Consider the following 21533-nt stretch of genomic DNA (forward strand, 5'->3'; position numbering starts at 1 on the left):
CTGTCCTTAAATAATGTTCTCAAAGATTATCCATATTACGTCAATACTGCATGATATTCAGAAAACCTGACAGCATGCGGGCGTTTCTAATAACACTTCTTGCAGGCTTTATACCCTGCAGCTTCAGCCTGGGAGCGTGTCATTTCTGTGGCATTATCCGGATTCATATTTCCACAGTTAGGAATCCGGTGGTACTTGCTTCCGGTAGCGGAGATCCAGACCATATCACCCACTGGCTCCGGATCGGCCTGCACTCCGGTCTGAGGATCTGCAGCAGCCGAATCAGAAGATCCATAGCCGGACGCACCGGAATCCTTATAAGCGGAGGAAGGCTGTGTGCCGGTATCCGATTCATCTCCAGCAGAATAATCATTACAGGGACTCTGGTTCCACTGGATATTGCTTCCGTCGCTGACTGCGATCACCGTACCCTGCTCATCAGTACGAAATACCTGTATTCCCATATCCGCAAGCTTATCCATGGTATCCTTATGAGGATGTCCGTAGGAATTACCGGCGCCGCAGCTGATCACTGCATATTCCGGAACAGTCTGCTGGAGCAGATCCCAGGTGGTGGCAGTGGCAGAACCGTGATGTCCCGGAACGATCACATCGCAGGAAAGATCAAGTCCCAGATTGCAGATCGCTTCCTCCCCGGCAGATTCTGCATCCCCAGTAAAAAGAAAATGGTTATTTCCGTTTTCCAGCCGGATCGCAACAGAATTGTCGTTATCGTTGCTGCTGATCGATTGAGGAGAAAGCACCGTAAATTTCCCGCTTCCGAAAGTAAAATCCGTTCCGGGCTCCGGATGCTGCACAGTTAATCCCTGAGCGGCAACACTGTTTTCAAAAGATTGATAGATCTTTGTATCCTGTACATAATCTGCACCGATCACATTTTTTACGGAAAAGCTGTCCAGGCATCCTACAAGACCAGCCACATGGTCCTCGTCATAATGGGAGGAGATCATATAGTCAATGATGGAAATATTCTGTTTCTGCAGATAGGAAACCACGAAACTGGAATGTCCTCGGTCACCGCCGTCATACAGGAGATTCTGCCCCTGTGACTGGACCAGGATTGAAAGCCCCTGCCCTACATCCAGAAAGTGTACAGCCATTGTTGTGTCAGCAGAAGCAGCCTCGGCTGTGTAAGCAGCAGAGGGAACTCCTGCGACTGTTAGCAGAACAAGCAGCAGAGAAAGAAAAAATGTCTGCAGCTTTCTGCGAAAAGAATGTTTGTGATGCATGAGAAGTCACCCCTTATCTTAAGTATTTTCAGGGGAAATTATAAAACAGAAGAGAAAGAAATGCAAAATAATATATGTGAAAATACAGAAAACAGATAAACAGGAAGAACGAAATTTTTATATGCAATGTTCAGAGCAACGTTTGATAGCGATAACAGGAAAAAGTGAAGTATAACAATCACAAAAAAGCAGTCAGAATAAAAATCCTAACTGCTTTTAGTTGATAGCCAGTACGGGAATCGAACCCGTGTTTCCGCCGTGAGAGGGCGGCGTCTTAACCCCTTGACCAACTGGCCATATTCATTTGTGTCGTTTGCTCTTGATTTCTGTTGTTTCCCGCAACCGACTTCGTTAGTATATAATACTTTCTTACAAAATGCAAGCACTTTTTTTCTTTTTTTGAAAAAAATTTTCACCCTGTTTTTTGACAATTTTTTTGACGGAAAAATCGATTGATGATATGATAGATACAAAACGAAATGGAATAAAAAAATATAAAGAGGAAGAGTATGGATTACAGAAAAAAGAAAAATTTGATATGGAAGGGAGAATCCTTTCTTTTTTTTGTGGTACTGCTGGTTTTTGGCGCGATCTTTGCGGCGATCCACACAGGGGGGCTGATCCAGAAGCAGGACAGTGTACAGCTTCTTAACAAAGGATGGTACTACATAAAAGACGGAAAAAAACAGGAGATCACCCTGCCTGCGGAAATTCCGGCAAAAACAGGTGAAAAGCTGATCCTGTACAATGAAAGTCTGGGAGCGGAAAGCAGAGGAATGACCGTGGTTTCTACAGGAGCCCAGTACGATCTGGTGATACGCCTGAATGGAAAGATCCTGTATGAATATAAGGAGGCCATGTTTTCCAAAAATGTGCAGATGCGTTCCAAGGTGCAGTGCATCGCCGCTCTGGGTAATGACACAGAGGGAAAAGTCCTGACGTTCAGCTATTCTGCGCCTCAGAGAGGAAAATATGTTATAGAGCCGGTATGCATAGGAACTGGAAGTGCAATAGCCTGGTATCAGATCAGAAAAGCAGCCATTCCTTTAGGGGCGGCAACGATCATGATCGTATTAAGTATGATCGCCCTGTGCATCTGCATCTATATGAGAATAAGGCAGATGCCGGACAGACGGTTCCGGGATGTGGCACTGTTCCTTATGATGTGCAGTATCTGGCTGGTGACGGACTCATCACTGGCACAAAGCTACAGTAGATGCCCCGAAGTATTATGTCTCATTTCTTTTTATATGTTCATGCTGCTGGCAGTTCCGATGCTGCGTTTTTTGCAGAATATCGGAAACATGAAAAAATACAGGCTCCTGGATCTTGGAATCTTTACATTTTATCTGAATGCTGTTTTACAGGGAGTTCTGGTGATCCTGGGAGCCTTTGAATTTAAGGATATGCTGTTTGTAACACATATCCTGCTGTTTGTGTGGGTCCTGATATCAGCGGTACTTCTGATCCGGGAGTACCGGAAGCATAAACAGCGTGAGATACATTTGCTTCTCATTGCATATATCATCGTGGGAGCAAGCGGTATCATAGCGCTGATCCTGTACTGGCTGTTCGAGATTTCCTACTATGGATCCATTTTTGAATTGGGAAATCTTGTGTTTCTTGTGCTGGTCATTGCAGACGCAGTCATGATGATGGCAGACAACGTCCGTTACCGTCTGGAATCCCAGGCTTACGAACGACTGTCCAGAGAGGATGGGATGACAGGACTTGAGACGAGAGCCAATTTTGAGAAAAAACTGGAAAGTATTTCCGCAGATATGGGCAGATACCGGGATATCCTTCTTATGTATATCGATATCGATCAGCTTCGCGTGATCAACGAAGAATACGGACGGGCTGCAGGAGACGAGATGGTGGTGATCTCGGCCAGATGTGTGGAGAACGTTTTCCGGGAAAAAGGAACCTGCTACCGCATCGGCGGGGATGAATTTGCGGTTCTGGTCTATGATCCGGAAGTACCGGACGAATTCTGGTCGGAACGCCTGAAAGAAGAACTCCGGAATATCGGGAGAGGATGCAGACATCGTTTTTCGTTGTCCCTGGGATGCAGCCATCTGCGAAATAAGGATGGCTCTCTGAAATCCATGGGAGAATGGAAATATGAGGCAGACAGGAAGCTTTATGAGAACAAAAAGAAGGGGGATTTGAAAAATGGAGTATATTAACTGTTTTCAGATCACATCCCTTGTTTTGGTGACGATGATCGCGATACATTATTTTTCTCATAAAAGACTGAACAATGCGGAAAACAGGAATTTTGTATGTTTTCTGGCTTTCAGCGGCGTTTACGTGCTGCTGGATATGCTGAGTGCGGTGATCGCGGGAGGCGGCAGCAGCGAAGGTTGCAGAATGTCAGCGCTGGTCCTGACGCTCTATTATTTCTGTGATGTCATACTTACCTACGGGCTTTTCTGCTACATTCGGATCATCACCGGAAGACAGAAGGAGAAGTATAAATGGCTGAAAACCGGCTGGGTGGTCCTGCCGGCTGCAATGCTGCTGGCAGTTACAGCAAACTTACGGACGGGATGGCTTTTTTATTTTGACCAGGAAGGTAGATTTATCCGGGGAAGTTTTCATTTTCTGCTCTATGGATATGTATTCATTTTTATGCTGGTGATCGTTGCATTTATGTTACTTTATGGAAAAACAGCAGAAAAAGAAATACGGCGCACCATATGGAGATTTTGGTTTATCGAAGCAGCCTGCCTGTTTCTCCAGATTGCCGCGGAAAGAATACTGCTTACCGGCTTCGGACTTTCTGTAGGACTTTGGCTGATCTATCTTACTATGAACAATCCAGGTGAATATACGGACAGTATGACAGGTTTATTTGACAAACAGTATTTTGACAAATGGATCGGAGAAAAGCTCTATCGAAAAGAAAGCTTTCATCTGCTTGCTGTGGATGCCCGCAATATGAAGCAGATCAACCGGATCTACGGTACCAGAGTAGGAGATCAGCTGCTGATCCGGGCGGCGAAGGGATTTCGGGAGATCACGGATTCAGTGCAGATCTTTCGTATCACAGGCAATTGCTTTCTGGCAGTGCTGGACTCGCTGACAGATTATGAAAAAGCCAGAGACGGCATAGAAGAATTTCTGAAAAAGCCGTTTTTTATCGAAAACGAAAAGGTGTCGTTCCATGCTGCAATCTGCGGGATCATGAATGCGGAAAAACTGGAAAAAGAGGATAGTATTCTTTCTTATATTGAATATATGATCTCTCTGATACAGAACCGTCAGGATACGGTCCTGATCCAGTCGGACAGCAAGATCCTGGAGGGCTTCCGCTATGAGCAGGAAGTGGAGCATTTTCTTCAGAAGGCTGTGAAAGAGGATCTGTTTGAAGTATATTATCAGCCGGTATATTCTATAAAAAACCAGGATTTTATTACTCTGGAGGCACTGAGCCGGCTGAAACATCCTGTTCTGGGAATGATCCCGCCGGATGTGTTTATCGGGATCGCGGAAAAACAGGGAATGATCTCTGCAGTGGGATGTCTTCAGCTTCACAAGGTCTGCCGTTTTATAAAAGAACATGAATATATCATGAAGAAGATCCGGAATGTGAAATTCAATCTTTCTCCTTCCGAACTGATGAAACCCGGATACAGCCATGTGCTTATCGGGATCATACAGGGGTATGGATTAGATCCGGGATATTTTCAGTTTGAGATCACGGAAAACGTAGCAACCGAATACAGCGAAAGCTTCTGCACAGCCATTGATGATTTTGCAGAAGTGGGGATCCACATGTGCCTGGATGATTTCGGTTCCGGTTATGCAAATCTGAACGCAGTTCTTCGCATCCCGTTTTCAGCAGTAAAAATGGACCGTTCTCTTTTGTCCGGGGTCAGCAGCGATCCTCAGACGGCTACCTTTTATCGCAGCATTGTCATGATCCTGCAGCATATGGGATATAAGGTGATCGCAGAAGGCGCTGAGACCGAAAAGGAGGTAAAGCTTCTGGAAAAATGGGGTGTGGATATGATACAGGGATATTATTTTTCCAGGCCCCTGTGCGAGGAGAAGCTTCTGGAAAAAATTTCCTGAAATGATCAGAAACAGGCGGAAAACATGCTTTCATAAAAAGCAGGGGTTTCCGCCTGTTGTATTCAGACAGACACAAATTGCTTGAAGTTTACAGATACTTTTGATAGAATAGATAGGCTGTGGCGGCTGAAGAAAGCGATTTTTCGGAAGACCGGTTCCTTGAACTGCCACGCGTATCTTTTGGAAAAATTGCAGAGAAAAGATGATCATGTGGACTTTACAAGTACATATATTTTGAGTATAATACAAACAAATGTTCGAATATAAAAAAGAAAGGAATCAGTGGAATGGCAAAAAAAGACACTTATGATGCGGGCAGTATCTCTGTCCTGGAGGGCCTCGAGGCCGTGCGAAAGCGCCCCGGTATGTATATCGGAAGCGTATCCAGAAAGGGACTGAACCATCTGATATATGAGATCGTAGACAATGCGGTGGATGAGCACCTTGCAGGGTACTGCAGCCGTATCCATGTAGTTCTTGAGAAGGACGGTTCCTGTACAGTAGAGGATAATGGACGAGGGATCCCGGTGGATATGCATGCCAAGGGAATATCTGCGGAGCGTCTTGTTTTTACAACCCTTCATGCAGGCGGTAAGTTTGACAATTCCGCATATAAGACAAGCGGCGGACTTCATGGTGTAGGTTCTTCCGTAGTGAACGCATTATCTACGTATCTGGATATTAAGATCAGCCGTGATGGCTATATACATCATGACCACTATGAGAGAGGAATCCCTACCATTGAACTGGAAGCAGGACTTCTCCCCAAATTAGGGAAGACCAGAGGTACCGGAACCTGTGTGAATTTCCTTCCGGATCCGGAGATTTTTGAGAAAACAAGATTTGGAGCAGCGGATGTAAAGAGCCGTCTTCATGAGACTGCCTATCTGAATCCGGAGCTTACCATCCATTTTGAGGATCGAAGAGGGGACACTCCTGAGGATATCGAGTATCATGAGCCGGAGGGGATCGTAGGCTTTATCCGTGACCTTAACAAAAATGCACAGCCTCTCCATGATCCGGTTTATTTTAAAGGAGAGGCAGACGGGATCCAGGTGGAGGTTGCTTTTCAGTTTACCAATGAGTTCCGTGAGAACGTTCTAGGATTCTGCAATAATATCTACAATGCAGAGGGAGGAACTCATCTGACCGGATTTAAGACTACCTTCACAACGGTAATGAACACCTATGCACGTGAGATCGGTGTACTGAAGGATAAAGACCCCAATTTTACAGGTGCAGATATCCGAAACGGAATGACTGCTGTAGTCTCCATCAAACATCCGGCACCCCGCTTTGAGGGACAGACCAAGACCAAGCTGGATAACCAGGACGCATCCAGAGCCACCGGCAAGGTAGCAGGAGAACAGCTGGTACTGTTTTTTGACCGAAATCTGGAAACACTGAAGATCGTCCTTTCCTGTGCGGAAAAGGCGGCCAAGATCCGTAAGACCGAGGAGCGTGCCAAGACAAACCTTCTCACCAAACAGAAATACTCTTTTGATTCCAACGGCAAGCTGGCCAACTGTGAGAAAAAGGATCCGTCACTGTGTGAGATCTTTATCGTAGAGGGAGATTCCGCCGGCGGTTCGGCCAAGACAGCCAGAGACCGTAACTATCAGGCGATCCTTCCGATCCGCGGTAAGATCCTCAACGTAGAGAAGGCTACCATCGACAAGGTGCTGGCCAACGCAGAGATCAAGACTATGATCAATGCCTTTGGCTGCGGTTTTTCCGAAGGCTACGGAAATGATTTTGATATCACGAAGCTTCGTTATGACAAGATCGTGATCATGGCCGATGCGGATGTGGATGGTGCTCATATCTCTACTCTGCTTCTGACCTTGTTTTACCGTTTTATGCCGGAGCTTATCTATGAGGGACATGTGTATATTGCCATGCCACCTCTTTATAAGGTAATGCCGAAGAAGGGGCAGGAGGAATATCTCTACGATGACAAGGCTCTTGAGAAATACCGTAAGAGCCATAAACCGGGAAGCTTCACGCTCCAGAGATACAAAGGTCTCGGTGAGATGGACGCCCAGCAGCTCTGGGAGACTACCCTGAACCCTGAGACAAGAATGATGAAGCGTGTGGAGATCGAAGATGCCCGCATGGCCTCCGATGTGACAGAGATCCTGATGGGAAGCGATGTTCCGCCACGTAAGGCCTTTATCTATGAGCATGCAACAGATGCAGAGCTGGATATTTGATTGGGAGAATAAACTATGAATACGAAACAGGACAATATCATCCGCACCGATTATGCGGAGATCATGCAGAAATCATATATTGATTACGCCATGAGCGTTATCATTTCCAGAGCACTGCCGGATGTACGTGACGGACTGAAGCCGGTACAGCGCCGTACCCTTTACGATATGTATGAGCTTGGCATCCGTTACGACCGCCCGTACCGTAAATGTGCCCGTATCGTGGGAGATACTATGGGTAAATATCATCCCCACGGTGACAGCTCCATTTATGATGCGCTTGTAGTCATGGCGCAGGAATTTAAAAAGGGTCGTACACTGGTGGACGGACATGGAAACTTTGGTTCCATTGAAGGCGACGGAGCCGCAGCCATGCGATACACAGAGGCCCGCCTGGAGAAGCTGACCCAGGCGGTTTTTCTGGAAGATCTGGATAAGAACGTTGTGGACTTTATGCCGAACTTCGATGAAACAGAGAAGGAGCCGGTAGTACTTCCGGTGCGTATCCCAAATCTCCTTGTAAACGGAGCAGACGGAATCGCCGTTGGTATGGCTACCAGTATCCCGCCGCATAACCTGGGCGAAGTGGTGGATGCTGTGAAGGCATACATGAAGAATAATGATATCAGCACCCGTGGGCTGATGCGTTATCTCAAGGGCCCGGATTTTCCGACAGGTGGTATCGTAGTAAATAAGGACGACCTTGTAAAGATCTATGAATCTGGAACAGGTAAGCTCCGTATCCGTGGACGGGTGGAAATAGAGAAGCTGAAGGGCGGTCGCCAGCAGCTGGTGATCACAGAGATTCCTTACACCATGATCGGTGCAAACATCGGAAAATTCCTTAATGATATCGCAACCCTGGTAGAGACCAAGAAGACCACAGATATCGTGGATATTTCCAACCAGTCTTCCAAGGAGGGAATCCGTATCGTTCTGGAACTGAAGCGCGATGCAGACGTGGAGAACCTTACCAACATGCTCTATAAGAAGACCCGACTGGAGGATACTTTCGGTGTCAACATGCTGGCAGTTGCAGACGGAAGACCGGAAACACTGGGACTGAAGCAGATCATTGCTCACCATGTGGACTTTGTATTTGAGGTAAATTCCAGGAAGTACACCACCCTTCTTGCCAAAGAGCAGGAGAAACGTGAGATCCAGGAAGGTCTGATCAAGGCTTGCGATGTCATTGACCTGATCATCGAGATCCTCCGTGGCAGCAAGAGCCGTGACCAGGTAAAGAAATGTCTGACCGACGGTATCACAGAAGGGATTAAATTCAAGACCAAGACATCCGAAAAAGCGGCAAAATCCTTGAAATTCACAGAGAAACAGGCCACAGCTATCCTGGATATGCGTCTTTACAAGCTGATCGGTCTGGAAATCGATGCTCTGATGAAGGAGCATGAGGAAACCATGAAGAACATTGCTGCTTATGAGGATATCCTGAATAATTATGACTCCATGGCAGCAGTGATCATGGGTGAACTGGATCAGATCAAGAAGGAATACGGCAGTAAGCGTAAGACTTCCATTGAAAACGCCGAGGAAGCTGTTTATGAGGAGAAGAAGATGGAAGAGACCGAAGTCTGCTTCCTGATGGATCGTTTCGGATATATGCGTCTCATTGACAAGAATGCCTACGAGCGTAATAAGGATGCCGCTCATGCAGAGAGCCGCTATGTCTTTACCTGCATGAATACGGACAAGATCTGTATCTTTACAGATACCGGCAAGCTTCACACCGTGAAGGCAGAGGATATCCCGCTGGTACGTTTCCGTGATAAAGGTGTTCCGGCAGATAATCTGGGTAATTATGATAGTACTTCCGAGCAAATCCTTTATGTGGCACCGCTGAGCCAGGTGGCAGCCTCCACAGTGCTCTTTGTTACAGAGAACGGCATGTGCAAGCTGGTAAAAGGAGAAGAGTTCCGTGCTTCCAAGCGTACCATTGTTTCCACCAAGCTTGCAGAGGATGACCGCCTGGTATTCGTAGGAGCAGCCGATGAGATGGATCAGGTTGTGTTCCAGTCTGAAAAGGGTTACTTTCTCCGTATCATGAAAACCGAGATCTCCGTCACTAAGAAAAACGCTATGGGTGTCCGCGGCATGAAGCTTACCGGTGAAGACCGCATTCACCACGCTTATCTCCTGGAAAGCCGCCAAGAATATGCCATTGAATATCATGATAAGCCGTATGTGCTGAATAAAGTTAAGCTGGCTAAGAGAGATACGAAGGGTGTGAAGCCGAGGGTATAAAAGACGCGAAGAGGATTGCGGATAACTGGCAGATAGGATATGATAGGGTTATATGAAAATGGGAGGCGTTAAAAATGCGATATGATCTTCCGGAAAGAGTTATAAGAGAACTATTTTCATTTGCCACAAAACATTCTGTCAGAAAGATCATCCTCTTTGGGTCCCGTGCAAGAGGAAACAATACAGAAAGAAGTGATGTAGATATTGCTGTATATGGAGGAGATTTTGATTCCTTTTACTGGGATATCAAAGAAAATATCCATTCACTTCTGATGTTTGATGTAATTAATGCAGATGCTTCAATTTCTGAAGAACTCAAAAAAGAAATTAAAAAGGATGGAGTTGTGATCTATGAAAAAGCTTGATAATTTTTCTAATTGTCTTACTATATTAAGAAATGCAGATTTCAAACTTGCGGATAACAACGATATTTACAGAACCGGCGTGATCGGACAGTTCAACCTGACTTTCGAGCTTGCCTGGAAAGCTCTTCAGGAGATCCTGCGACTCCACGGGGCAGAAGGAGCAGACACCGGTTCACCGAGAGAAATCCTGCAGCTTGGCTATAAGCTGGGCTTCGTAAACGATTCAGCAGTGTGGCTGCTCATGCTGAAAAAGCGTAACACATCTGTCCATATATATAATGAGCAGGAAGTAGATGAGATGATCCTGCTCATCCGCGACAGCTTTATTCCGGCTTTTGTGGCTCTTGAGAAAACATTGAGGGAGAAGCTGGCAGAAGCGGAGAGCGACTGGACGTAAATAAAGAGAATACAATTTTACAGAATATATACTTCCCACCGATCAGGTACAATTAACCCGACCGGTGGGGATTTTTTTGCCCTCTTGACAGAAATATGAGCCATCTTTTATAATGAGTTAGACTGAGCTAACACAGCCGCAAATATAAAACAGGTTCAGAAAAAAACAATGACAAAAATAACATATGAATCCACAGAAGAGCTGGGCCACAGCATACCCTTATCCAAAAGAGAAATCGAGGAAGACATACTGGAGGAGCTTTGCTCTCTTGCAAAAAAGGACGCCCTGATCGGAATCTCCGAGATTTGCGGGCGGATGAAGATGAGCAGACGGGAGGTTCTGGCCTGTCTGAAACAGTTGACCGCCCAGGGCTACGTAAAAATCGAAGAAAAAAACATCTGCGTCTGCCCCACAGAGCTGGGACGGATCCGGGGCGAGGAATGCCGCCACCGCCATGAAACCTTCACCCAGCTTCTGGAATATGTAGGAGTAGAAAGCCGCATTGCAGAAGAAGATGCCTGCCGCATGGAGCACGTGGTAAGCGATGAGACCGTGCAGCAGATCTGCAATTTTGTAAATTACGGAAGCACCTTTGAGCATGCTCTTCGGAACACAGACCTCAGATACCGCTATGAGCCGGGGGAATACTCCTTTCTCATGGGAATCTACTACATGGAAATAACCTGTCCAAGAAGACTGGCCGGTGAATTTAAGAATTATAAAGAACAGATCCGCCTTCATGTAAAAAAAGAGGACAGCTATTTTGAACTGTTCTGCACAGCACCGGAGGAAAAAAACTGTTCTCTGGTATGTGGACCCAGAAACCGGCTGGGTAAAAGCCGAAGAAGAAAACGGAAATCCCCGGATCCCAACCGGCGTTTTTGAATACTTTATCCGGCATCAGGACCCCGTAGTGGAAGGAACCGCGCTGGTAGCCTTCTTCTGGACGAGCCAACCTCCAATCTGGATTCCCTGAACGAAGGCATCATCCTGAAATCCCTGAAGGAAGATAAAGCCAACCGTACCGTCGTGCTGGTGTCACACAGAACTTCTACGATGAAAGTAGCGGATGTGGTGTATGAGATGGAGAATGGGAGAGTGTCGTGATATAGATGCTCTTGTGAGAGTAAAATATATTGCGATTTTCGATACACATTTGTTATAATAGCTCCAGGAAACTATTGTGTTAAGTCCAATCTGAAAAGGAGTGCATATGACTTTATATCATGGAAGTAAAGATATAGTAGAGTATCCGGAAATCAGAAAAGCCCGATTTAACAAAGATTTCTACTTTGGCTTCTATTGTACGAACATCGAAAAACAGGCAGAACGGTGGGCGACAAGGTATGGAGAAAAGGGATACATTAACAGGTACGAGTATACAGAAAATACAGAATTAAAAATTCTTAGATTTGAGAAAATGACAGAAGAATGGCTGGACTTTATTATTTCCTGTCGAAGTGGACAAGCACATCAGTATGATATTGTGGAAGGACCGATGGCAGATGATACGATCTACAATTACCTGCAAAACTATCTGGATGGTAAGATCTCAAGATCTGCTTTCTGGGAACTGGTAAAATTTAAGTACCCCACACATCAGATCAGTTTTCATACAGTTTCGGCATTGGATACTTTGGAATTTGCAGGAAGTGAGGTCGTATATGGCGAAAAAAAATAATAACAATTTATTTTTTACCTGTAGCCTGATTGAGTATATAGGACGAAACAGAAAACAACATCGGCGGGAAATCACAGATTATCTTGGCAGAGAAAACATAAAGAGAATATACGATTATGCGGATGTATTTCACTGTGAGCCAATACAAAAAGTTGCAGCAGAGTTTATGGAGCAATGCAATATTCCAGAAGGAAAATTTGACAATGTATCCATGTGCAGATATACGGTTCCGGATTACTGGGATATTGGAGAAGTATATGAGCGATTAATAGAAGACATATATGATGATGCGGAAATCGAAAAAGGAATATGGGATATTTATCATTCCTGGATTGATGCACATATTTCGGACTATAATACAGATTTTTATTATCAGCCGAGAGATTATATAGCAGCATGCTATAAAGCGGGAGAAATCCTGTAAAAGATAAACAGAAATTCAAATCGCAATTAATACTTGCATTTAACAGACATTGGTGTTACAATGAACGAAACTAAGAACTTGTTGGCATAGGAGTGGGCGAGAGCCCGCTCCTATTTGTTGAGAAGGAATTTGTTCAGAAATAGGCAGAAATAGGAAAGGCAGGTGGGAAGCATGAGCAGACGGGAAGAATATGAACAGAAGACAGAGGCGATCCTTACACCGATCGTGGAGTCCAGGGGCTTTGAACTGGTAGATGTGGAGTATGTCAAGGAAGCCGGAACCTGGTATCTCAGAGGCTATATCGACAAACCGGGCGGAATCACAGTCAATGACTGCGAGGACGTAAGCCGTGCATTCAGCGATATACTGGATGAGCAGGATTTCATCGAGGACAGCTACATTATGGAGATCAGTTCTCCGGGACTTGACCGGCCTCTTAAAAAAGAAAAAGACTTTAAGAGAAGCCTTGGCAAGCTGGTGGAGATCCGTACCTACCGGCCCATCGAGAAACAGAAAGAATTCTGCGGTATTTTAAATGCATATGATAGTAACAGTGTGACAATCGATGAAGACGGCACAGAACGTACCTTTGATAAAAAAGATATTGCCCTGATTCGTCTCGCGATCGAATTCTAAAAGAGAATCGAATCTGTAAAATTCAGGAGGAAAAAAGAAAAATGAGCAGAGATTTAAGAGATGCGCTGGACGTTCTCGAAAAAGAGAAAAACATCAGTAAGGATACACTGCTGGAGGCAATTGAGCAGTCACTGATCCAGGCATGTAAGAACCATTTCGGAAAGGCAGATAACGTTCACGTTATGATCGATCCGGAGACCTGTGACTTCAGTGTTTACGCTGACAGAACTGTTGTAGAGCATGTGGAGGATCCGGCGCTGGAGATTTCTCTGGTGGATGCACAGAAAACAAACACGAACGCAGAGATCGGTGATGTTATGAAGGTTGAGATCCAGTCCAAGGAATTCGGACGTATCGCAACCCAGAATGCAAAGAATGTCATTCTTCAGAAAATCCGTGAGGAAGAGCGTAAAGTTCTTTACGATCAGTACTATGGAATCGAAAAAGAAGTGGTAACCGGTATTGTTCAGAGAGTAATGGGCAAAAATGTCAGCATCAACCTTGGTAAGGCAGACGCAGTACTTACAGAGAACGAACAGGTAAAGGGTGAGACCTTCCAGCCAACTGAGAGAGTAAAAGTTTACATTCTTGAAGTTAAGGATACACCGAAGGGACCGCGTATCCTGGTTTCCAGAACACATCCCGGTCTTGTAAAGAGACTTTTCGAGTCCGAGGTTGCAGAGGTAAGAGACGGTACCGTTGAGATCAAGAGCATTGCCCGTGAGGCAGGCTCCCGTACCAAGATCGCTGTATGGAGCAACGATCCGGATGTAGATGCTGTGGGAGCATGCGTTGGTATGAACGGTGCACGTGTAGGTGCAGTTGTTAACGAGCTTCACGGTGAGAAGATCGATATCATCAACTGGGATGAGAACCCGGCGATCCTTATCGAGAATGCATTAAGCCCTGCAAAGGTTATCGCAGTTATGGCTGACCCGGATGAGAAGACCGCACTGGTCGTAGTTCCGGATTACCAGCTTTCCCTTGCTATCGGTAAGGAAGGACAGAACGCACGTCTTGCTGCAAGACTTACAGGCTTCAAGATCGACATCAAGAGCGAGACACAGGCAAGAGAGTCCGGTGACTTCTACGATGATTACGATGAGGAACACGAGGAAGCAGAGGAAGAAATGACAGAAGAGGCTGTTTCCGAAGAGCTTGAAGAAACAGAGGAAGATACAGAAGAGACAGAAACAGAAGCTGAAGAAACAGCAGATGGAGATGCCGAAGAATAATGAAAACGAGAACCAAGATTCCCATGCGTCAGTGTACCGGCTGCAGGGAAATGAAAAGCAAAAAGGAAATGATACGAGTTCTCAGGACATCAGAGAATGAGATCATCCTGGACGCTACAGGTAAGAAAAACGGACGCGGCGCATACCTTTGTTTCTCAGAGGAATGCCTGGAAAAGGCTATCAAAAACCATGGCCTGGAGCGTTCCTTGAAAATGGCAGTTCCGGATGAAGTGTATCAGAACCTCAAAAAGGAGTTTGAATCAATTGAAAAACAATAAGGTTTTATCACTCATCGGACTTGCGACAAAAGCAGGAAAAACAGTGAGCGGAGAATTTTCCACAGAGAAATCCGTAAAAACAGGAAAAGGTTTCCTGGCACTGGTGGCAGATGATGCCTCCGAAAACACAAAAAAGAAATTTCGGAATATGTGTACCTATTATGAAGTTCCGTTATATTTCCTTTCAGACAAAGAGAGCCTGGGCAGAGCAATGGGCAAAGAATTCCGTGCCAGCCTTGCCGTGCAGGACGAAAATTTTGCAAAGGCGATCATGAAGGCGCTGGAAAAAGAATCCGGCAGATAACCTGCATGATACAGGCGTCTGTAAGGAGGTTTGACGATAGAAATGATAAAAGATAAATTCAACAGATCGGGAAAGGAGCAATATAGACAATTGGATACTCCAAAAACAGAAGAAAAGACAACAACGGTGAATACAGAAGGTAACAAATCTGAAGCACCGAAAAAGAAAAAAAATATCATCCGTGTATTTCATGCACAGAATGCCAGCGATGGCGGTAAAGGAAGAAGAAAACCGGCAGCAGGCGAGAGAAAGGGACCGGCACGTCCACAGAACGGCGGTCAGAGAAGCGCAGGAGCAAACACAAGAAACGGTGAGTCCGGTGAGCAGAGAAACGGTCAGAGTGGCCAGAATCGTACTCAGGGCGGAAGACCGCAGGGCAACCGTCCGGAAGGAAGAAGAGACGGAAATCGTGACGGAAGAACCTTCGAGGGAAGAAGAGACGGCGGAAATCGTTTTGGCGGAAACCGTTCCCAGAATGGTGAGGGACGTCCGGCAAGACAGGGCGAGGGAAACAGAGGCCCACGTCAGAATGACGGAAGAGGCGGAAACCGTTTCGGCGGTGGAGCAAACCGTGGCCAGGGAGGTCAGGGCGGAAGCTTTGAAGGAAGAAGAGACGGAGGAAACCGTTTTGGCGGTGGAGCAAACCGTGGCCAGGGTGGCCAGGGCGGACGTTCCGAAGGCGGAAGAGGCGGAGACAACCGTTTCAGCGGAGCAAACCGTGGTGGCCAGGGCGGCGGACAGCGTCCGGGACAGAGAAGAAGCGGTGGCTCTTCAGATGCTGTATTCACTCCGGAGCTGACCAAGACATCCAAGGACAGCAAGCGTGAGCGTGACAGAGAGAATAAGAACAAGAAGAAAGAATTCGAGAAAGGTACCCAGGGCGGACGCAGACCAAATCAGGGCGGACGCAGACCGAATTCCAGAATCCCGAAAGCACTTCAGAAACCGAATCCACAGCCGAAGCAGGAAGAGAAGAAACCGGAGATCAAGGAGATCACCATTCCGGAGAAGCTTACTATCCGTGAGCTTGCGGACGCGATGAAGATGCAGCCGTCAGTGATCGTTAAGAAGCTTTTCATGGAAGGTGTCATGGTAACCGTAAACCAGGAGATCGACTTTGAAAAGGCAGAGGAGATCGCACTTGGCTTTGATATCATTGCTGAGAAGGAAGAAAAGGTGGATGTGATCGCAGAGCTCCTCAAAGAGGACGAAGAGGATGAGGATGATATGGTTCCGAGACCTCCGGTAGTCTGTGTTATGGGTCACGTTGACCATGGTAAAACATCTCTTCTGGATGCCATCCGTAATACAAACGTAACCAGAGGCGAGGCCGGCGGAATCACACAGCACATCGGTGCTTACGTGGTAAATATCAAAGGTCAGAAGATCACATTCCTGGATACACCGGGACATGAGGCGTTCACAGCTATGCGTATGCGTGGTGCCAACGCTACAGATATCGCAGTTCTGGTCGTTGCCGCAGACGATGGTGTAATGCCGCAGACAGTAGAGGCGATCAGCCATGCAAAGGCAGCCGGTGTTGAGATCATCGTTGCCATCAATAAGATCGATAAACCAAGTGCAAATGTTGAGCGTGTAAAACAGGAGCTTTCCGAGTATGAACTGATTCCTGAGGACTGGGGCGGAAGCACCATCTTTGTTCCGGTATCCGCACACACAGGAGAAGGAATTGAGAATCTTCTTGAGATGATTCTTCTTACTGCTGAGGTTTCCGAGCTCAAAGCCAATCCGAACCGTGAGGCAAGAGGTCTTGTTATTGAGGCTCAGCTTGATAAAGGTAAAGGACCGGTTGCTACCATCCTTGTTCAGAAGGGTACTCTTCATGTGGGAGACTTTATTGCCGCAGGTGCATGCAATGGTAAGGTACGTGCAATGATGGATGATAAGGGACGTCGTGTAAAAGAGGCAGGTCCGTCTACTCCGGTTGAGATCCTCGGACTTGGTGATGTTCCTAATGCAGGTGAGATCCTGATGTCCTTTGAGAGCGATAAAGAAGCCAAGAACTTTGCAGGCGCATTCGTTACAGAGAACAAGAGCCGTCTTCTCGAGGAGACCAAAGGCAAGCTTTCTCTGGATAACCTGTTTGACCAGATCCAGGCCAGCGATCTTAAGGAGCTTCCGATCATCGTCAAGGCCGATGTACAGGGATCTGTTGAGGCTGTAAAACAGAGTCTTACCAAGCTTTCCAACGAGGAAGTTATCGTTAAGGTGATCCATGGTGGTGTAGGTGCCATCAATGAGTCTGATGTCAGCCTTGCTGCAACATCCAATGCGATCATCATCGGCTTTAACGTACGTCCGGATACTACAGCAAAACAGCTTGCTGAGCAGGAGGGCGTTGACCTTCGACTTTATAAAGTTATTTATCAGGCGATCGAGGATGTAGAGGCAGCCATGAAGGGTATGCTGGATCCTGTATTCGAGGAGAAGGTTATCGGTCACGCAGAGGTTCGTCAGCTGTTCAAGGCATCCGGTGTCGGAACCATCGCAGGAAGCTATGTGCTGGATGGTACATTCCAGCGTAACTGTAAGGTTCGTATCACACGAGGTGAGGACCAGATCTTCGAGGGTGAGCTTGCATCTCTGAAGAGATTTAAGGATGATGTCAAGGAAGTTCGTGCCGGATATGAGTGCGGTCTTGTATTTAATGACTTTAATGATGTCAAAGAAGAAGATAAAGTCGAAGCATATATCATGGTAGAGGTACCAAGATAGGAGTGATTCGTAATGAGAAAAAACAGCATTAAAAATACACGTGTGAATGGTGCAGTTCAAAAAGAACTCAGCACCATCATACACAGCGAGATCAAGGACCCCAGAATTCATCCGATGACTTCTGTGACAGCTGTTGAGGTGGCACCGGATCTTAAGACCTGCAAAGCTTACATCAGTGTGCTGGGCGAGAAACAGGCCAAGGATTCCACCCTCCGGGGCTTAAAGAATGCAGAGGGCTATGTTCGGAGAGAATTGGCCAGAAGACTGAATCTCCGCAATACACCGGAGATCCGTTTTGTTCTGGATGAGTCTATTGAATATGGTGTAAATATGTCAAAGAAGATCAATGACGTAATGAGTGGGATGGAAACAGAGGAATAGGTGGAAAAAATGAAAAACATTTCAGAAATACTGGAAAATGTAAAAACCGTTGGCATTGGCGGTCACATCCGTCCGGATGGGGACTGCATTGGTTCCTGTATGGCTCTGTATCTCTATATCCGGAAATATTTTCCTGATATAGAAGCAGATGTTTATCTGGAAGACCGGAAACCTGTATTTGATTACATTGACAGAATGGATGAGGTTAAGACAGAAGCAGAAGAAGATAAGGTGTATGATCTTTTTATCACCTGTGATGTCAGCGCACTGGACAGGCTTGCTGTTGCCCGGAAATATTTCGATGCAGCAAAAAAAACAGCCTGCATTGACCATCATGTGAGCAATAACGGATTTGCGGATGTCAATCATGTAAGAGGCGAGATCAGCTCTGCCAGCGAAGTTCTTTACGGACTTCTGGATTCAGACAAGATCGATCGTTCCATTGCGGTTCCTATTTATACAGGAATGGCACATGATACCGGCGTGTTCCAGTATTCTTCCACAACACCGGAAACCATGAGGATCGCCGGAGAACTGATGAAAACAGGATTTGATTTCAGCAGGATCATCGATGAGTCCTTTTACCAGAAAACATATCTTCAGAATCAGGTCATGGGACGTGTCCTGGCAGAGAGTATTCTCCTTCAGGGCGGTAAGTGTGTGGTCGGATATCTGAAAAAACGGGAGATGGATTTCTACAGTGTGGAAGGAAAGGATCTGGAGGGAATCGTGAGCCAGCTCCGTCTGACTGCTGGTGTGGAGGTTGCGATCTTTATCTATGAGATGCAGACGCAGTTCTTTAAGGTATCTCTCCGTTCCAATGGTAAGGTGGATGTAAGCAAGATTGCCGTATTTTTCGGAGGCGGCGGACATGTGCGTGCAGCCGGCTGTGATATGCAGGGCTCCATGTACGATGTGATCAACAACCTTACCGCTGAAATTGAAAAACAGCTTGCAGAGGAGTAAAGATAAGATCATGGACGGAATACTTGTGATCCGAAAGGAAAAAGGTTATACCTCTCATGATGTTGTTGCAAAGCTGCGTGGGATTCTCCACATGAAAAAGATCGGCCATACCGGGACTCTGGATCCGGCAGCAGAGGGAGTACTTCCTGTTGCACTGGGCAAGGGGACCCGGCTGGTGGAGCTTCTTACAGAAAAAGAAAAAACATATGAGGCGGTTTTAAGGCTGGGAGTTTCCACAGATACCCAGGACATGACCGGAGTTGTTCTTTCTGAGAAAACTGTTACCGTCACGGAAGAGGAAGTCCGTGAGGCAGTGGGATCCTTTGTGGGAGAACAGCAGCAGGTCCCTCCTATGTATTCGGCCCTGAAGGTAAACGGAAAGAAGCTTTACGAACTGGCCAGAGAAGGAAAAACCATAGAGCGTAAGCCGCGCCCTGTGGTTTTTTATGAGATAAGGATACTGGATATGGAGCTTCCGCTGGTACGCATAAGCGTTACCTGTAGCAAGGGCACCTATATCCGTACACTTTGCAATGACATCGGAGAAAAATTAGGCTGCGGCGGAGCCATGGAAGAGCTGCTTCGGACCAGGTCCGGAAATTTCACTCTGGAAGAGAGCATGACACTTTCCCAGGTGGAGGAGGCGGTTGCCGATGGGACCATCGGGGAAAAGCTTGTTTCCATCGAGGATGTACTTTCCATGTATCCGGTCCTTACCTGTACACCGGAGGGAGACAGGCTTCTAAATAATGGAAACCCGCTTCCGGAGGAACTGGTACAGGGAGGCAGCAGGGAAGAAAAAGTCCGGATGTATAAAAGCAGCGGAAATTTCACAGGAATATACGGCTGGGATGAAAGAAAACAGAAATACGTACCCATCCGCATGTTTTTTGTATGACACTTTATAAAAACTTGCAGGAGCAGCAGAAGATATGGAATACTTGAAGATCGACGGAGAATTTCCGCGCCTTTCAAAGAGTGCGGTGACACTTGGAAAATTTGACGGCATACACCGTGGACACCAGAAACTGGTGGAGAAGATCCTGGAACAGAAAGAAAAAGGTCTGCAGACAGTCCTTTTTTCTCTTGGCATCGGCAGTCAGATGATCTTTACAAAAGAGGAACGATGTCAGCTTCTTGAGAAAGCAGGCGTGGATGTGCTGATCGAATGTCCGCTGGATAACCGGATCCGTCATATGAAGGCAGAAACCTTTGTTAAAGAGATCCTGGTGGGAGATCTTCAGGCGGAGCATGTTGCAGTGGGAGAAGATTTCAGGTTCGGGTATGAACGCAAGGGAACACCACAGCTTCTGGAGACTATGGGAAGGAAGCTTGGCTTTACTGTGGATGTTGTTCCGAAAGAAATGGAAGGCCGCAGAAAGATCAGCAGTACATTTATCCGTGAGGAACTGAAAAAGGGAAATATGGAAAAGGTTAATGATCTGCTGGGAATCCCCTTTTTTGTGGACGGTGTGATCGAACATGGAAGAGGAATGGGACATAAGGTCCTTCTTCCCACTACCAATATCGTTCCTGCAAAAGAAAAGCTGATGCCGCCAAATGGCGTTTATGATACAGTGTCCCATTTTAAGGACAGAACCCTTTGCGGGATCACAAACGTAGGATATAAGCCAACCATCGGAGAGAAATTCCTGGGTGTTGAGACCTATCTTTTTGACTGTGAGGAGGATCTGTACGGAGAGCCCTGCAGAGTGGAATTCTTTCATTATTCCAGACCGGAGAAGCGCTTTTCGTCCATAGAAGCACTAAAGCAGCAGCTCCTGAAGGATGCAGAAAAGGGAAAGGCTTATTTCCGCAGTCTCGAAAAATAAAAACTTTCGGGAAAAACTTTTCGAAAAAACAGTTTACAGGTCAGAAACCGTGTGCTATACTGTTCGAGGTGAAAAAAGCCAGTATTCAGAAGCCGGAGACTCCGACCACTTCTTAATACCCGGCGTTTGATTAAAATTTCAAGGAGGAAACAACAATGATTTCTAAAGAGAAGAAAACAGCGATCATGAAAGAGTATGCAAGAACAGAGGGTGACACAGGTTCACCGGAGGTTCAGGTTGCAGTTCTTACAGCAAGAATCCAGGAGCTCACAGAGCATCTTAAAACACACCACAAAGATCATCATTCCAGAAGAGGTCTTCTGAAAATGGTAGGTCAGAGACGTGGCCTTCTTGCTTATCTTAAGAAAACAGACATCGAAAGATACCGTGCACTGATTGAGAAATTAGGTTTAAGAAAATAATTGCTACGGGAGGGGCGGATGATTCCATCCGCCCCATTTTAACATGTGTGATAAACACAGACGGAATTACC

20 protein-coding genes, 1 tRNA gene and 1 pseudogene are annotated in these 21533 nt (G+C 46.2%); 20 read left to right on the forward strand and 2 right to left on the reverse strand.

Annotated elements, in window-relative coordinates; translation table 11 throughout:
* Positions 1–86: 86 nt before the first annotated feature.
* Together LKD46_RS05145 and LKD46_RS05150 are read right to left on the reverse strand one after the other, a co-directional pair.
* Positions 87–1250, reverse strand: coding sequence for a ComEC/Rec2 family competence protein (locus tag LKD46_RS05145; protein ID WP_021650325.1), 1164 nt, complete (start codon positions 1248–1250; stop codon positions 87–89).
* A gap of 224 nt (positions 1251–1474) precedes the next feature.
* Positions 1475–1546: transfer RNA gene (locus LKD46_RS05150), tRNA-Glu, on the reverse strand.
* 213 nt (positions 1547–1759) lie between these two features.
* Between LKD46_RS05150 and LKD46_RS05155 the strand changes: the two genes are divergently transcribed.
* The 20 genes and pseudogenes from LKD46_RS05155 (at position 1760) to rpsO (ending at position 21462) form a co-directional block, all read left to right on the forward strand.
* Positions 1760–3439, forward strand: a complete 1680-nt coding sequence (locus tag LKD46_RS05155; RefSeq protein WP_118368566.1) for a GGDEF domain-containing protein — start codon at positions 1760–1762, stop codon at positions 3437–3439.
* On the forward strand, positions 3426–5330 hold the full coding sequence (locus LKD46_RS05160; protein WP_118368567.1) for an EAL domain-containing protein: 1905 nt from the start codon (positions 3426–3428) through the stop codon (positions 5328–5330). Before LKD46_RS05155 ends, LKD46_RS05160 begins: the two co-directional genes overlap by 14 nt.
* A gap of 287 nt (positions 5331–5617) precedes the next feature.
* Positions 5618–7543, forward strand: a complete 1926-nt coding sequence (locus tag LKD46_RS05165) for a DNA gyrase/topoisomerase IV subunit B (RefSeq protein WP_022426613.1) — start codon at positions 5618–5620, stop codon at positions 7541–7543.
* 15 nt (positions 7544–7558) lie between these two features.
* Positions 7559–9805 carry a DNA gyrase/topoisomerase IV subunit A gene (locus LKD46_RS05170; protein ID WP_118368568.1) on the forward strand — a complete coding sequence of 749 codons (2247 nt, stop codon included), beginning with the start codon at positions 7559–7561 and terminating at the stop codon, positions 9803–9805.
* Positions 9806–9879: 74 nt separating this feature from the next.
* Positions 9880–10170, forward strand: coding sequence for a nucleotidyltransferase family protein (locus tag LKD46_RS05175; protein WP_021650318.1), 291 nt, complete (start codon positions 9880–9882; stop codon positions 10168–10170).
* On the forward strand, positions 10157–10567 hold the full coding sequence (locus LKD46_RS05180; RefSeq protein WP_022426615.1) for an HI0074 family nucleotidyltransferase substrate-binding subunit: 411 nt from the start codon (positions 10157–10159) through the stop codon (positions 10565–10567). The genes LKD46_RS05175 and LKD46_RS05180 overlap by 14 nt, the downstream gene beginning before the upstream one ends.
* A 168-nt stretch (positions 10568–10735) precedes the next feature.
* Complete coding sequence (locus tag LKD46_RS05185; RefSeq protein WP_110102011.1) at positions 10736–11452, forward strand: metal-dependent transcriptional regulator; 717 nt, start codon at positions 10736–10738, stop codon at positions 11450–11452.
* Positions 11453–11503: 51 nt separating this feature from the next.
* A pseudogene (locus tag LKD46_RS16720) lies at positions 11504–11674 on the forward strand (ABC transporter ATP-binding protein); the annotation flags it as partial.
* Between the two features lie 106 nt (positions 11675–11780).
* Positions 11781–12248 (forward strand): DUF3990 domain-containing protein, encoded by a 468-nt coding sequence (locus LKD46_RS05195; RefSeq protein WP_022426617.1) that lies wholly within the window; start codon positions 11781–11783, stop codon positions 12246–12248.
* A complete protein-coding gene (locus LKD46_RS05200) occupies positions 12232–12672 on the forward strand; it encodes a hypothetical protein (protein WP_021650313.1) in 441 nt (146 codons plus the stop codon). Before LKD46_RS05195 ends, LKD46_RS05200 begins: the two co-directional genes overlap by 17 nt.
* A gap of 171 nt (positions 12673–12843) precedes the next feature.
* Positions 12844–13308, forward strand: coding sequence for a ribosome maturation factor RimP (locus LKD46_RS05205; RefSeq protein WP_021650312.1), 465 nt, complete (start codon positions 12844–12846; stop codon positions 13306–13308).
* A gap of 41 nt (positions 13309–13349) precedes the next feature.
* Positions 13350–14543 carry a transcription termination factor NusA gene (gene nusA / locus LKD46_RS05210; protein ID WP_110102010.1) on the forward strand — a complete coding sequence of 398 codons (1194 nt, stop codon included), beginning with the start codon at positions 13350–13352 and terminating at the stop codon, positions 14541–14543.
* On the forward strand, positions 14543–14821 hold the full coding sequence (gene rnpM / locus LKD46_RS05215; RefSeq protein ID WP_110102009.1) for an RNase P modulator RnpM: 279 nt from the start codon (positions 14543–14545) through the stop codon (positions 14819–14821). The genes nusA and rnpM overlap by 1 nt, the downstream gene beginning before the upstream one ends.
* On the forward strand, positions 14808–15125 hold the full coding sequence (locus tag LKD46_RS05220) for a L7Ae/L30e/S12e/Gadd45 family ribosomal protein (RefSeq protein ID WP_021650310.1): 318 nt from the start codon (positions 14808–14810) through the stop codon (positions 15123–15125). Before rnpM ends, LKD46_RS05220 begins: the two co-directional genes overlap by 14 nt.
* 42 nt (positions 15126–15167) lie before the next feature.
* Positions 15168–17861, forward strand: a complete 2694-nt coding sequence (gene infB, locus LKD46_RS05225; protein ID WP_110102008.1) for a translation initiation factor IF-2 — start codon at positions 15168–15170, stop codon at positions 17859–17861.
* A gap of 12 nt (positions 17862–17873) precedes the next feature.
* The gene (gene rbfA / locus LKD46_RS05230; protein ID WP_015525797.1) at positions 17874–18242 is read left to right on the forward strand and encodes a 30S ribosome-binding factor RbfA; all 369 of its coding nucleotides are present in this window, start codon (positions 17874–17876) and stop codon (positions 18240–18242) included.
* A 9-nt stretch (positions 18243–18251) separates the two neighbouring features.
* Positions 18252–19208, forward strand: a complete 957-nt coding sequence (locus LKD46_RS05235; protein ID WP_110102007.1) for a DHH family phosphoesterase — start codon at positions 18252–18254, stop codon at positions 19206–19208.
* 7 nt (positions 19209–19215) lie between these two features.
* Entirely contained in the window at positions 19216–20106 is an 891-nt protein-coding gene (truB, locus tag LKD46_RS05240; RefSeq protein WP_408611430.1) for a tRNA pseudouridine(55) synthase TruB, read from the forward strand.
* A 34-nt stretch (positions 20107–20140) separates the two neighbouring features.
* Positions 20141–21040, forward strand: a complete 900-nt coding sequence (locus LKD46_RS05245; RefSeq protein WP_015525800.1) for a bifunctional riboflavin kinase/FAD synthetase — start codon at positions 20141–20143, stop codon at positions 21038–21040.
* A gap of 155 nt (positions 21041–21195) precedes the next feature.
* Positions 21196–21462: a 30S ribosomal protein S15 gene (gene rpsO / locus LKD46_RS05250; RefSeq protein ID WP_015525801.1), complete on the forward strand. Its 267-nt coding sequence runs from the start codon at positions 21196–21198 to the stop codon at positions 21460–21462.
* Positions 21463–21533 lie beyond the last annotated feature (71 nt).

The sequence above is a fragment of the Blautia fusiformis genome (assembly GCF_020686995.1).
In the GTDB taxonomy this organism is placed as follows: domain Bacteria; phylum Bacillota; class Clostridia; order Lachnospirales; family Lachnospiraceae; genus Blautia_A; species Blautia_A fusiformis.

What these genes read in the sequence shown, in the direction of transcription:
- LKD46_RS05145 (WP_021650325.1), bottom strand. Translation starts at nt 1,250, where the DNA reads ATGCATCACAAACATTCTTTTCGCAGAAAGCTGCAGACATTTTTTCTT.
- LKD46_RS05155 (WP_118368566.1), top strand. Translation starts at nt 1,760, where the DNA reads ATGGATTACAGAAAAAAGAAAAATTTGATATGGAAGGGAGAATCCTTT.
- LKD46_RS05160 (WP_118368567.1), top strand. Translation starts at nt 3,426, where the DNA reads ATGGAGTATATTAACTGTTTTCAGATCACATCCCTTGTTTTGGTGACG.
- LKD46_RS05165 (WP_022426613.1), top strand. Translation starts at nt 5,618, where the DNA reads ATGGCAAAAAAAGACACTTATGATGCGGGCAGTATCTCTGTCCTGGAG.
- LKD46_RS05170 (WP_118368568.1), top strand. Translation starts at nt 7,559, where the DNA reads ATGAATACGAAACAGGACAATATCATCCGCACCGATTATGCGGAGATC.
- LKD46_RS05175 (WP_021650318.1), top strand. Translation starts at nt 9,880, where the DNA reads ATGCGATATGATCTTCCGGAAAGAGTTATAAGAGAACTATTTTCATTT.
- LKD46_RS05180 (WP_022426615.1), top strand. Translation starts at nt 10,157, where the DNA reads ATGAAAAAGCTTGATAATTTTTCTAATTGTCTTACTATATTAAGAAAT.
- LKD46_RS05185 (WP_110102011.1), top strand. Translation starts at nt 10,736, where the DNA reads ATGACAAAAATAACATATGAATCCACAGAAGAGCTGGGCCACAGCATA.
- LKD46_RS05195 (WP_022426617.1), top strand. Translation starts at nt 11,781, where the DNA reads ATGACTTTATATCATGGAAGTAAAGATATAGTAGAGTATCCGGAAATC.
- LKD46_RS05200 (WP_021650313.1), top strand. Translation starts at nt 12,232, where the DNA reads ATGGCGAAAAAAAATAATAACAATTTATTTTTTACCTGTAGCCTGATT.
- LKD46_RS05205 (WP_021650312.1), top strand. Translation starts at nt 12,844, where the DNA reads ATGAGCAGACGGGAAGAATATGAACAGAAGACAGAGGCGATCCTTACA.
- nusA (WP_110102010.1), top strand. Translation starts at nt 13,350, where the DNA reads ATGAGCAGAGATTTAAGAGATGCGCTGGACGTTCTCGAAAAAGAGAAA.
- rnpM (WP_110102009.1), top strand. Translation starts at nt 14,543, where the DNA reads ATGAAAACGAGAACCAAGATTCCCATGCGTCAGTGTACCGGCTGCAGG.
- infB (WP_110102008.1), top strand. Translation starts at nt 15,168, where the DNA reads ATGATAAAAGATAAATTCAACAGATCGGGAAAGGAGCAATATAGACAA.
- rbfA (WP_015525797.1), top strand. Translation starts at nt 17,874, where the DNA reads ATGAGAAAAAACAGCATTAAAAATACACGTGTGAATGGTGCAGTTCAA.
- LKD46_RS05235 (WP_110102007.1), top strand. Translation starts at nt 18,252, where the DNA reads ATGAAAAACATTTCAGAAATACTGGAAAATGTAAAAACCGTTGGCATT.
- LKD46_RS05245 (WP_015525800.1), top strand. Translation starts at nt 20,141, where the DNA reads ATGGAATACTTGAAGATCGACGGAGAATTTCCGCGCCTTTCAAAGAGT.
- rpsO (WP_015525801.1), top strand. Translation starts at nt 21,196, where the DNA reads ATGATTTCTAAAGAGAAGAAAACAGCGATCATGAAAGAGTATGCAAGA.